This is a genomic window from Lederbergia galactosidilytica, from assembly GCF_017873565.1.
Lineage (GTDB): Bacteria > Bacillota > Bacilli > Bacillales > Bacillaceae_C > Lederbergia > Lederbergia galactosidilytica.
On sequence record NZ_JAGGKH010000007.1, the window covers coordinates 144,145 to 157,665 of the forward strand.

8 protein-coding genes and 1 pseudogene are annotated in these 13,521 nt (G+C 36.2%); 4 read left to right on the forward strand and 5 right to left on the reverse strand.

Going from position 1 to position 13,521, the window contains the following annotated elements; all coding sequences use genetic code 11:
• Window positions 1-164: 164 nt before the first annotated feature.
• Both J2Z23_RS09390 and J2Z23_RS09395 read right to left on the reverse strand, forming a co-directional pair.
• Window positions 165-4,910, reverse strand: a complete 4,746-nt coding sequence (locus J2Z23_RS09390) for a CehA/McbA family metallohydrolase (RefSeq protein WP_338018419.1) — start codon at window positions 4,908-4,910, stop codon at window positions 165-167.
• Window positions 4,911-5,350: 440 nt separating this feature from the next.
• Window positions 5,351-5,506 (reverse strand): hypothetical protein, encoded by a 156-nt coding sequence (locus J2Z23_RS09395; RefSeq protein WP_165589606.1) that lies wholly within the window; start codon window positions 5,504-5,506, stop codon window positions 5,351-5,353.
• A 306-nt stretch (window positions 5,507-5,812) separates the two neighbouring features.
• Between J2Z23_RS09395 and J2Z23_RS09400 the strand changes: the two genes are divergently transcribed.
• Window positions 5,813-7,759: a TRAP transporter permease gene (locus J2Z23_RS09400; RefSeq protein ID WP_209973729.1), complete on the forward strand. Its 1,947-nt coding sequence runs from the start codon at window positions 5,813-5,815 to the stop codon at window positions 7,757-7,759.
• A 33-nt stretch (window positions 7,760-7,792) separates the two neighbouring features.
• Window positions 7,793-8,782, forward strand: coding sequence for a TAXI family TRAP transporter solute-binding subunit (locus J2Z23_RS09405; protein ID WP_209973731.1), 990 nt, complete (start codon window positions 7,793-7,795; stop codon window positions 8,780-8,782).
• Window positions 8,783-8,867: 85 nt separating this feature from the next.
• Here the strand turns inward: J2Z23_RS09405 and J2Z23_RS09410 are convergent, their stop codons facing one another.
• The gene (locus J2Z23_RS09410) at window positions 8,868-9,812 is read right to left on the reverse strand and encodes a DUF6612 family protein (protein WP_128738459.1); all 945 of its coding nucleotides are present in this window, start codon (window positions 9,810-9,812) and stop codon (window positions 8,868-8,870) included.
• Window positions 9,813-10,077: 265 nt separating this feature from the next.
• Here J2Z23_RS09410 and J2Z23_RS09415 point away from each other — a divergent pair, with 265 nt between their 5' ends.
• Window positions 10,078-10,725 (forward strand): pentapeptide repeat-containing protein, encoded by a 648-nt coding sequence (locus J2Z23_RS09415; RefSeq protein WP_064467757.1) that lies wholly within the window; start codon window positions 10,078-10,080, stop codon window positions 10,723-10,725.
• Window positions 10,726-10,848: 123 nt separating this feature from the next.
• Entirely contained in the window at window positions 10,849-11,121 is a 273-nt protein-coding gene (locus J2Z23_RS09420; RefSeq protein WP_057985054.1) for a YqhV family protein, read from the forward strand.
• A gap of 284 nt (window positions 11,122-11,405) precedes the next feature.
• Here the strand turns inward: J2Z23_RS09420 and J2Z23_RS09425 are convergent.
• Window positions 11,406-11,492 (reverse strand): annotated as a pseudogene (locus J2Z23_RS09425) (helix-turn-helix transcriptional regulator); the annotation flags it as partial.
• Window positions 11,493-11,523: 31 nt separating this feature from the next.
• Complete coding sequence (locus J2Z23_RS09430; protein WP_318249146.1) at window positions 11,524-13,056, reverse strand: recombinase family protein; 1,533 nt, start codon at window positions 13,054-13,056, stop codon at window positions 11,524-11,526.
• Between the last annotated feature and the right edge of the window lie 465 nt (window positions 13,057-13,521).

Genomic DNA, 13,521 nt, shown 5'->3' on the forward strand with positions numbered 1-13,521 from the left:
AAAAAGAGTGGAAATAGCACCATTTCACACTCTTTTTAAAGCATCATTTTATTTTAAGACTTTAGTGAACTTGGGGAAGCATCGGTAGGGAGCGACTATTTGTCAAAGGCGGAATGGTTCAACTAACACCTAGCGGAATACCACCGATGATTGATTTGTTCATCCTATTCCTCTTTGACGTCTTTTAAAATAGGACGTTTTCTTAACTCATCCCATTCCCAAATCGTTTCAAAATTCCAACCTAAACGTTCTTCATAGGTTGTTTTCACTTCAATTTCATCCTGTGAAAGCCCTCGGCCTTTAATCGTTGTTGGAGATTCCTCTTTTACACCTTCTACGTCCACATTCATCTCATCAAATGCATAATTATTTTCTAATGTGGCTGTATGACCTGCTAATACCCTGCCCATTACCCTATTTGCACTAGTAGGAGTTGTAACAGTTGCATTTAGGGCGATCGAATTTTTCAATACCGTACCATTATAACCATAGCCACTAATTCCTCCTGCATTACTTTTCAGAGCTTTAACATTTCCGGTTGCATAGACATTTTCTGTTGTGCTGCCAGTATTTGTTATACCAATCACACCACCAGCTTGACTGACATTTGCAATTATATCTGCTGTAGAATAGCTGTTGCGAATAATTTTATTCGAATACCCTACAAGACCACCAACTGTATTTGCTCCACTAACCTTTCCAGTTGAGAAACTTTGTTCGATCTTCCCATTATTTAAATCAACCAGTATTCCTGTTTGTGGTGAACTATTATCACCTGTTACATCTGCTTCCAGTATGCCAATATTTTTGATCGTTCCTCGATTCATATGGAACAATCCACCGGAGATTGATCTATAATCACGAATTACTTTTCCATTGCCATCAAAGATACCCATAAATGGAATATCGGTGGCGACGGGCTGAACAGTTTTCCCTGCCAAACCCAAATCTTTCTGCAAAATGTAATTCTCAGAAGGAAATTGATTGATGACTTCTAAATCCTCAAAGGATTGAATCCAATAAAAGCCTTGCTCATTTTTCTCAAGGGGCGGTTGTTTTCCTCCTCCTATATCCAATTTTTCTTGATTCTGAGCTAGTAAAGGGCGACCAGCTTCTTCATTCCAAATCCAAATTTTATGAAAATCCCAGCCAAGTTCTTCTTCAAATAATGTTTGACTATTTAATTCTTCTTGCGCTTTTCCAAGTCCTTTTTCGTTTTGAGGATCTTCTTTCGTGATCCCTTCTTTACTGACAATCATATTTTCATCTGCTAAATTATTATTTAAAGTTGCCGTCTCTCCAGCCAATACGCGGCCAACGATTCTATTTGCTGAACTAATCGTCACTACCGAAGGATTAAGGGCGATACTATTTTGAATGGTGGTTGCATTATACGCATAACCACTTAAACCCCCTGCATTACTTTGGCCCGCTGAAACACTACCCGACGCATAGATATTTTCTGTTAAACTTTCGCGATTAGTTATGCAAATCACACCACCAGCTTGCTTTCCTCTCGCTTTTACTCTTGCCGTTGAATAACTATTCTTAACCGTGCCATTTGAATAGCCAACCAATCCACCAACGGTTGAATTTCCGATAATTGATCCAGTGCTATATGAACTTTCAACCATTCCATCATTTTGATCAACCAACATTCCAACATTGCTGCGCTGAACATCGATATCTGTGTTAATAAGTCCAACATTTTTAATTACCCCTGCATTTACCGCAAATAAACCAGCTCCACCTGTTGAAACAATGAGTCCCGAGATTGTATGACCATTTCCATCAAATACTCCTGTAAATGAAGGTCCATCTACTCCTACTGCTGGAAACAAATTTCCCTCCCCGAGAATATCTTCTTCCAAAATAAAATGTTTGTCTGGAAACTCGTGAAGTTTATTTAACCCTGCCACTGATTTAATTTTATACGGATTTTCTTCAGACCCATCCCCTATCATTCCTTCCTTGACAATTCTTGTAGGGATGAGAGGTTTCTTATTTTCATCATAGATCGTCACTTTCAACATATGTTGATCTTCGAAGGGGATTGGCTTGTCAAACAATATCACCTGTTCTCTTCCTAAATGCTCTAGCTTCATTTCTTTTACTTGTGTTTCTAAAAGCTTTTCCCCTGCATAATCATATTTTTCGCCAACCACTACTACCTTATCAATAGGGCCAGGATAATTTAACAAGCCAATTCCTTTAAACTTGGTATCATCTACTTCAAAACTTGTTAAATCCAAGTAATCTTGCGGTTGCTTAATTGTAAACTGATCAATTTCTTCCCCTTTCACATTGTATGCCTTGAGGCGAAGAGAATCTTGATCAGCCTCGAGAATAATCCCTGTTTGCAGTTTCTCATCGTAGACAATATGGTCCCAATTAAATTCTTTATTACCATAAAAATGGGTTCCTGCTGAACCAACTGTCACAAAGGTGGTACCTAAATTCATAGCCTGTTCTGAAGTATCTTTTTCACCATCTCGAATAGTCGTTCGTTTATAAATACGATCCTGACCACCTAAATAAAGACTAATGCCCAGTTGCTGAAATTTCTTTGCAACTTTTGTTCGATTTATATCCATTCCAGGTTCATCACTGAATTGTCCGCCAAAATATGGATAATGTCCCATCACGACTTTCCATTTTTTGTCCGTAGCACGCATATCTTTCTCAAGCCATTCCAATTGCTCATCTAGATGAAGAAGTGAATGCAACACAGCTACGTGGACTTCTCCATCATCAAATGAATAATTCGTTTCCTGATAGCTACCTTCTCCATTTTTGGGGAAGTTATGGAAACCTGAAAATGCCCCTAACTTTCTATCTGTAAACCGCTCTTGCTCTCCAACAACATGCGCAATCGGAATATTTATATCTTTATAAATATGCTTGAATAAATTATTCCAAGCTGATATATGACCACCGTTACCAATAAAATTGCCCGTTTGTATAAGGAGTTGCCCATCTGCATTCTTTTCCTTTAATACTTCTAGCATTTGGTTGAATGTTTGATATTCCTCTGCTCCCTGATTTTGGATATCAAGATCTCCCATTATATACATAGTAGCTTCATTCGAATCGGCTGTCTTAAATTCGTACTCGTTACTCCAAGGTCCATTTGGGCCAGAACCATAACGATATTTATAAACAGTTCCTTTTTGTAAACCGGATAATGTAGCTTCATGAGCGGACATAACACGGTAATTACTTTCTTCAAATGTATCTCCATATGCCACTTGAAAATGAGAAACTTCTGTTTTTACATTTTTGGCTTTATTCCATTTTTTACTTGTTTGCTCTGTTTTTGGCTGAAATTGCACATAGGATTTCTCTAATACATTATCCGTTACTAAATTCAGTCTAATTTCATCGCGATCTTCACCGACATGAACAGTAGGTTCAAATTCATTTAATAGTTTTTCCGCATCTAAGTTTTTATTATCGACTACTATTCTTTTTAATTCTACACGCGTATTTCCCCGCGAATCCGTTGCTGTGTAACGAATAAAGTATTCTCCGTATTCAGATATTTTAAAACGATTTTGCGTCACATCAACCGTCCTTTTTGCATCAAATACATCTACTTTGACATCCGGGGATTCTCCACGATCATCCATTGCGGAGGCTTCTGGAACCAATACAGTATCTCCCATTTTCACTTTATCGGGAATATTTCCACTGATTTTAATTTCTGGTGCGGAATCCGTACCACGTGTATGTTCTCCTATCCATATTGGTGCTGTGATGGCTTCATCGCCATCCTTTTGAAATACGCGTACTAGGAAATAATCACCATCTTCACTTGGAAAAGTGTCTTTTTGGCTAAATTCCGTTGCAGCGATATTTTTATACTCCTTAACTACCTCACCCTTATTTTTATACACCACTACTTTATCAATTTCATCTGTAGGATCAGGATCTTTCATTTCGATATGAATGTTTATCTTTTTTGTTTCCACAGGTAAAATAGAGCCCATTATTTGATTATTTGCTGAAAAAGCTAGTTCGAGATTGCGGTCAAAAGAGCTGAAAGTACGACGATTCTTCATGGCATCGTATATTCCATTCCTTGAGAACTGCTTTGTCCATAATCCAGTAACATTTGGCTGAACAGTCCCCCAACTACCCTTATGCTCGTCCCCTCCAAATGTAGGAGCTATATGCCATCCCTTATCAAGGGCCATCATAAAAGTATCGAAATGACTGGAATATTTGTATTCAAATAGATTCATATTTTCGTCAACATCTGGATTATAATGTTTAAAATCAAAAAAGTTCCCCTTTCCTGAAGCGGATGGATGATTAAATTGACCAATGGCATCTGGATCTTGTGCCAATCTAGCATAAAAGGTAGGTAAATCATATTTCCGATTTCCCCATCCCCAGGTTCCGTCCGCTCCTTTCCCATAAGTTCTTGGAAACCAATCGGCATTAAATAAATTTATATGACCAGCGTCATCATACCAAGTAACCTCTGTACCCGGTAATGTAATAAATTGATTGTTTTGATTATGATCGTTCGATTGCTCATGAAGTAGTTTATATTCATCTGAATAGGAATCCAGGTAATCATCAATATAGTCGCTACCAGTGCTTATATCATAGGTGACATCATGTTCGGTTACTGCGTAAAAATCTAAATTAGTATTATTCTTGACGTATTCATACGCATCGCTTGGTAGTTTAATTCCATCACTTAAAGAAGTATGGGTATGAAGATGCCCTTTATATAAACTCATCCCCAAATATTCCGCGCGGTCTATCTTGCTTGGAGGTTGCGTGCCTTTAGTCTTTGATTCATTTTGGCCAGCTGCTATGGTAGGTGCTAGTTGAAGCACCAAACAAATGATAGCAAAGATACATAGATATTTTTGTACAGCCTGGATCACTTTCCTCACTCCTTTTTCTCCTCGCAATATTTCAAACAGAAATAAACACGTATTTGTCACTATGTTCAAAAAGCTAAACTGTTTAATTTTATCCATCTCCGCCCATCAATTAAATTTATGTCTTATTAACTTGATCGCGATTAGCACCTCCTCAAATAACAAACTGCTAAAACCTCAAACAATATTTTGTATAAATCAAGTTGATTGATTTAATTTTACACTAAACAGATTACCTATAACAGTTTTTACTTGAAATTTCACAAAATTTAGTCCTTGGTTGCAGTGCCATATACCTACTCTTTCGATGACAGGTTATCGCATAATACTCTGGTTACATTAAAATTGGATAGATATGAGAAGATAAAGCAAATTCGAACGAAATATAATATACGAGAAAAAAGCCCTAAAAAAACGAAAGAGCATTTTTAAAGGGCCATTTCCTATGGGGATCAGCTCGGCTCTACCTCATCGTAAGATAAATGCGTAACTTCCGTATACTCCCCTTCTGCTACCTCATTTTTTGTAGCACTTTCCTCTAATTCTTTTTGGTCATCCATACCCGAAGCAATAGTCGGTTCTTTATGTTTTTCCTTTTTCCTAGCCATGCTTTCACACTCCTTCTTGGATAGCATAGCCAAATGGCTAAATTAGAATTCACATAATGATGGAGTTTGTAATATTAGACATATATTATCCATTTACCACTTTTACGCTTTTCCGTAATGAAGTATCGTGCTAAGATAGTCTCGTATGTTAACAGGAAAAAAAGAAAGAGAAAGGAAAGATTCTAGTGAATCTCTATTATTTGCCTGTCTTGGAAGCTATTGACAGGAGTGTGTTCCTATAATAATATAATTTTTTATAATATCTTAAAATTTCAACTTTTATTAAGAAGATCGGAGAGAATTTTAGTGGCAAATCAAGCTGATACATCACAAGATTTAATTGAGAAGGTAGACAGTGAATCACGTATACGAACTTATATTGGAAAAACAGCAAAACTAATAACTGGTATCGCCATTATATGGTCAATATTCCAAATCTTTTCAGCTGGTTCCGGTATTTTTGACGCCATTACCTTAAGAAGCTGGCATTTATTATTTCTATTAATTATGACCTTTCTTTTGTATCCTATTTCAAAGAAAAGCAAACGAAACATACGTTATCCATCTGCGGTTGATATTATTTGTATTCTATTATCGATTATTTCGATTGGCTACTTATTATTGAACTATAAAACCGTCGTTCTCCGTGGTGGTTTCTTACTTACACCAGATTACATATTCGGAGCAATCGGAATTATCCTTGTTTTTGAAGCTGCTAGGCGAGTAGTAGGGAATCTTGCTATATTGGCTTTTATATTTCTCCTTTATAATTTTCTCGGACCCTTTATTCCAGGTATATTCGGACATAATGGCTTTACCGTAAAAAGAATCATTGATTATTTATTCTGGGGAAGTGAGGGCATTTTCGGAATAGCCATTGGTGTATCATCAACATTTGTCTTTTTATTCATTTTATTCGGTGCTTTTTTAAGTAAGAGTGGTTTTAGCCAATTTATCAATGATCTGTCCTTAACTATTGCTGGCCGTACTCCTGGCGGACCGGCAAAAGTTGCTGTGATTGCCAGTGCTTTAATGGGAATGATTAACGGTAGTGCAATTGCTAATGTCGCTACAACAGGTACTTTAACTATCCCTTTAATGAAAAAGAATGGCTATAAAGCTCGTTTTGCAGCTGCTGTAGAAGCCGTTGCTTCAACCGGAGGACAATTTGCCCCTCCAATTATGGGAGCCGCAGGATTTGTAATGGCAGAATATTTAGGCGTATCTTATACCATTGTTATGGTTGCCGCCATTATTCCTGCATTCTTATATTATCTTGCCTTAATCATGGTCGTTCATTTCGAAGCAAAAAGATTAGGATTAAAAGGTATCTCTAAAGATAATATTCCTAATGTTTGGGAAGTGCTGAAAAAGCAGGGACATTTGTCCCTCCCACTCATTGTTCTATTAGCTCTTATGTTTATGGGCTATACTCCTCTGTATGCTGCTGTGTTTTCGATACTAGCTTGTGTTATTGCTAGTTGGTTTCGCAAGGAAACACGTATGGGATTAAAGGATATTTTAGCTGCCCTAGCAGAAGGAGCGAAGGGAGCAATTGGTGTTGCTGTCGCTTGTGCTCTTATCGGAGTCATTATTGGTACAGTTTCGTTGACAGGATTAGGATTAAATTTCGGTTATAGTGTGATGAACTATACAAATGATGGTATCTTTATTGCTGCCTTTCTTGTTATGTTGATGAGTATTATTTTAGGTATGGGTGTCCCGGGAGTTGCAGCCTATGTAATTGTCGCAACAGTAGGAACTCCGGTCCTCATCGATCTGGGGATTACTCCACTTGCTGCCCATATGTTTGTTTTAATCTATGCTTGTTTATCCAATATTACTCCACCTGTTGCACTTGCTTCTTATGTTGCTGCAGGACTTGCAAATACGAATCAAAATCAGGTTTCTTTAACTGCCGTAAAATTAGGAATTACTGGGTTTATTTTACCGTTCTTCTTTATTTACCAACCGGCATTACTATTAGGAGGAAGCAGCTATACAGCAAGTATTATTCCAGCTCTAACTGCGACAATTGGTGTTATTGCCTTAGCTGGCGGCTTACAAGGATGGCTGTTTGGAAGAGCTAATGTAATACAGAGAATTTTATTTATCGCAATCGGTTTGTTCATGATTGCACCTGATCATATAACAGATATTATCGGAATTTCTCTATTAGTCATTGTCTCTATATGGCAATTGATCCAAACAAAAACAATAGGGCCAGAACAGAAACAAGTTGTAAATAAATAATTTTTTACTATAGAAGGGATTTGAATTCAAATTATGAACAAACAATGGCGTGTCCTGTTAGTTGCAGGAGTAATGACACTTTTAATGCTTCTTGGCGCTTGTGGTAAGAACACTGGAAATGAATCTGGAAAGCAAGTGAACTTGAATTTCCCAACCGCTTCTACAACAGGCACAATCTATCCATTAGGTTCTGCAATGGCAAATCTATGGAATAACAATATAGACGATTTACGTGTAAATGCTCAAGCCTCTAATGGTGGAGTAGAAAACTTAAATCTTATGAAGGAAGGCGAGGCAGAAATTTCCTTTGCGACAGCTGGTATTATTTGGGAAGCGTACAATGGAGAGAGAGGGTTTAAAGATCGTAAATATGATAATGTCCGTATCGTTGCCGGTCTTTATTTAAATCCAAACCAAATTGTTGTGCGAAAAGGTTCAGAAATTGATTCCCTTGCTGACCTTAAAGGGAAAAAGTTTGCCCCAGGATCTGTTGGTAGCACACCTGAAGTTGAATCAAGTATTATTTTACCAGCTTATGATATCGCCTATCCTGACGATATTAAGGAAAACTATGTCGGTTTTACCGAGGCAATTGATTTAATGCGCAATAAACAAATTGATGGTGCTCTTATTCAAGCTGGACTTCCAACAGCCGGTGTAACAGAAATGATCTCAACAGCGAATGGACAATTGATTGGTATTGAGGAAGATATCCGCAAACAATTAATGGAAGAATATCCATGGTATACCGAGATGACGATTCCAGCCGATACATATGATGGGCAAGACAAAGATGTTGAGACACTTGCTATTAAAATGATGCTTATGGCTGATGCTTCAGTTGATGATGACACGATCTATGAAATGACAAAAGTATTTTGGGATAATCTTGGTGAGCTTGAAGATACTCATGCTATCGTAAAACAAATGAAATTAGAAGAAGCTGTTACTGATCTCGCCGGGATTCCATTACATGATGGAGCTAAAAAATATTATGAAGAGCAAGGCGTATTAAGCGAATAACTGAAGGTCACGTTAAAAATGAAATAGCTAAGAGCATATCTACACCAGATTAAATCCCCCGATCCTTAGGGATCGGGGGATTTTTTTACATTTCAATTTCTTCTGCTTGTTCGATTGCTTCTGCAGGCACTTTAATTTCTTTCACTTCATTATAGTTCATATATTCACTTTGAACATCTTGTACAACCCTTACAGAGTCACCATCCATCTCCGTATTATAATCCATGATCATCTTTAAATTGGTTAAACGATATGTTTCTTTATCAATATGGATCTCATAATCTACTTTATTAAATTTCATTTTATCGAAGTAGTCCGCTCCCACTTCCGTAGTCTGAGACATCTGAGCTTTTGCAATTTCTTTTAAATATTTTTCAATTTCTTTAGATGTATTTAAAGTTAGAATATAATTTTTGTCATTTTGATCAATTGAGAAATCTTCTATAAAATCCTCAAACTGTTTTAATTGTTGAGCCGGATTTTGTTGTCCGTTTTGCGTTTGGAAAAGTTGTTCAGTATTTTCAGCAGGTAGCTTCACCCACATATCTTGATTAGACTGATACATATAAAATCCATCATCTGTTAAAAATGCTTCAACTGTATATCCTTCTTTCTCTTCCCCCATCTCCATCGAAATTACCATATTTTGTTGAAGATTGAAAGGTTCTAAAATGACTTTCATTGCTGTATCAGTATCCATCGTTACCTTCTTTTCCCCGTCTTCTGTAATCTGTTTCAACTTCATATTATTTTCAAAACTATCTATATCCCCATTAGCTTCTTCTATTGTTTTATTAAATACTTCTAATAAATTAAGCTCGTCCTTATTGCTCGTATCCTCTTTTGATTGCTCTCCTTCTATTTTGGCATTCGTTCCTTTTGCTTCCTCCTGTTCCTTTTCCTCAGTTCCTTTCTCAGCTGTAGGAGGATTCTCATCTTTCTTATTCTCAACTGTCTTTTCTCCCTCATTGCACGCAGCCAACATTATAACTAATAAAAAGCCGAGCACAATCGCCATATATTTCTTCATTTTTACAACAACCTTTCTAGGATGAATATCCATCTTTATCTTTCATACGACATAAACAATAATATAGTTTCATCTTTTTATCAAAATATGACATTTGTTCAGTAAATAAATCTAGCATTCTAGAAACTTGTCTATAGCTTTCATCAATAATTAAGTTAAACTTAGAATAAAGATAAATTTCTTCGATAAGAAAGTTTGCAGCTTTGTTATAATTCAATTAACATACAAATTAAGTTAGAAAATAATTACTGAAAAAGTGCTATAAATGAAAAAGAACAGAACTAGAAAAATACAATTACCAGATTTACCAGGCGACTTGGATACCTTAACTATTGATCAAATCGACGATCGTTCTACATATGAATATGGTGAACTCGAAAGCTTTCCCAGTTCTGTTTATGCGGAGCATGTTCGTTTTCAAGAAATTCGTATAACAGGAGTCATCTTCGATAATATCCAACTTCCTTCTTCTTCATGGAGTGATGTTGTTTTCGAGAATTGCGATCTTACTAATCTAGATTTTAGTCTAGCTAGCTTCACCCGGGTTAAATTTGTTCAATGCAAATTGGTTGGCACTAATTTTGATCAAGCTCGTTTTAATGATGTAATATTTTATCATTGTCAAGCTCCCTATGCCCTGCTTAATTTAGCCGAGCTTCAAGATGTACGTTTTGATCAATGCATTTTAAAAGGGGCCAATTTTATTGATTCAAGTCTAAAATATACAGATTTCACTACCTCTGTTATTGAGGATGTTCAATTTACCGGAACGTCTTTGAGAAATATTGATCTTAGTCACTGTGACTTTACTTTTATTCATGCAGAAGAAAACGACCTTCGTGGCACGATTATTTCGCCTGAGCAAGCTGCTGGATTTATAGAGGTATTTGGTTTAAGAGTGAAATATGATTGAAGAGGCTTGCATTATTTCCGCATTCGGATACTAACTAAATAATACAAAAATATAAAATGACTTGTCCTTATCTTTCTCCTAAATGCATATAAATGTGAATAGCACATTTAGCAGGAGGAAAAAATGTTTATTTATTTAGAGAAAACCATTATTATCATGGCGTTACTAAGAGTATTATCAGGCAGTATTGATATATTTGCGGCATATCTAATGCTGCGATTTAATGATGTTGAAAAAGCCCTGATCGTTAATAGTTCACTTGTATTAGTCGGACCGATCGTATTCATTATTGCAACAACAGTAGGATTAGTTGGCTTAACAAGCCAAATTTCCTTCTCCAAAATAATTTGGGTGTTCATTGGCGTTGGCTGCATTTTGTATGGTGTAAAAAGCTAAATGCCGAAGCATATATTCTCCCCACCTTTTTAGATCAGTAAAAATTACTATTACCATCACAAAAACCGGCTTCCCATATAGATAGCCGGTTTTGCTTAGTCCCACTATAACAGACCGTTTATTTCCTTCTTAAAACTTTCGGGGATCGAAGAAGTTAATAGCAGTCCACTAATACCTAATCCTTCAAAATAAAGACCAGATGTGACTTAGGCTTACTGTAAAAATAGTGAGTTTCCCCAAAAAGCTTTATTTGAGGGGAAAGTCCCACTGATAGATGGTACACTTTATAACTTTAATTCCCCCATACGTAGAAGTTCCACGACAGCTTGGGATCGACCTTTCACACCCAATTTTTGCATGGCGTTGGTCATACATTCCTTTTGCATGGAGGTATGGGCATAATTATTTAGCGAACGTATAAGTTATATCCAATTTACCATCAGGGTATATAATGATTTCATCAAGCAATTGTTTAAATATGTGGTGTAGATCTTCTTCATTTCGCTCAAATTGTTCAAAAGCTTCTTTAATGTTTTTGATTGGCATTTGTGTATTATTCTCCTGTTTAAAAATAAACAATTTATCTTTTATTGTAGCAATTTCATTTTCATATTCTTTTCTCTTCAATTGGAATTCTTGTTTAGAAATCAATTTATCTTCCAGGTATAGATCAACAAGTCCTCCATTCTTCTTTTCAATAAGCATGAGTTTAGTTTCCAATGAGGCTATTTCTTTTTTCTTTTGCTGTTGAATTGTGTTTTGAAAGTTCAATTCAATATCATTGGCTTTTTCTTTTATTTTTTTTAACATTAACTCTCTGAAATCCTCATACATAATCGGAGCATGATTTACGCATAAATCTTTCCCTCCGCGCCGATATGCACTGCACTTAAGATATTTCCACTCCACTCTAACATTATCTTTTTTACGTATCCGATATGATTGCATAATTACCATGCTTGAACCACATTCAGAGCACTTCAATATATTTCTAAATTCGTTCCAAGGAGTAATTTTCTTTCTATGATTCTTGTGTATTTTGCTGTTGGCTAATTCCCATTCTTGAATAGGAATGATGGCCGGATGATGATTTTCATAGATCATCCATTTTTCCCGTGGATTTTGAATTTGTTTTTTTCGTCCATCTATCTTGACGGTTGTATATCTATTATGAATAAATGTGCCTGTATAACTTGCATTTTTTATAATAGACTGAACGGTTGTCAACTGCCATTTTTCCGTTCTTTGCGGAGGAACTACATTCCCCTTCTCAAGTTCTTCGTTAAGTTTATACATAACAGACTTAAAACCTAAACCATGATGATTGTACCAGTGAAATATCTTTCTAATCGTTGGAGCCACTTCCTCATCAATTTGGAGTTTCTTATTTACACTCTTATAGCCATATGGAATTTGCCCTAAATGTTCCCCACGTCTTACTTTGGCTGCAAGCGCACCAGTAACCGAAACAGATAATGTCTTTGGATATTGAGCTGCAAACATAGAAAACATTTCAAATTTCATGTCGTTTTTACCTTCGTATAGGCTATCATATCCTTCTTCAATCGTAACTAAGCGCACGCCATGAGCGATAAGCGTCTCTTTTATTTCAAGAGCGTCTCTCATATCTCTTGCTAAACGGTGGATCGATTTAAAAACAACCATCTTGATCTCGCGCCTTCTTGCTTTTTCAAGGACCAGCTGCATTGCTGTACGATCAAGCAAAACAGTACCGGAAATACCATCATCAAAGACAACAGACTTTTCTTCCCACTCATAATTGTTTCTTTCCAGCCAATATCGACAAATGTCAATTTGGTTTTCTGGAGATGAAACTTGTTCATCTTTATCAGTTGAAACCCGAACATACACCATATAAGGACTTTCTTGCCAAGGAATTTGAACAATTTCTCCTTTATCATCATTAAGAAGCAATACAATCCTCTCCTTTATTTGATGTATATGCAGGAAAGTGACTGCTTATAATTACAGCGAACATTCGTGTTATTAGCTATAGTCTATTTTATTGCCGTTTTACTTTCTCTACCAACCTAGCATAAAGTATTTAAGGATTTTGTCGCAAAATGGTGAATCTATTTATAGAAGATATAAAAGAGGGAATAAGATTACATTAGACTGCATCCCGAATAGCCCTTTCCATCCCCATGAGACACTTTAATTTAGAATCTGTGAAAGGCTCTACTTTACGCTTTTTCTTCTTCGTGGCTATATGGTCTTATTTCAAACTTTTAAATGATCTTTTCAACTGCTATTCATAAACTCACTCCCCCTTTTTCAAAAAAATAGGACATCAAACAACGCTTATTGCGTCATTCAATGTCCTCCAGTGGGGTAGTAAAACTAAGTTTTGTATTTAATAATCTACTTCTTATAATATAT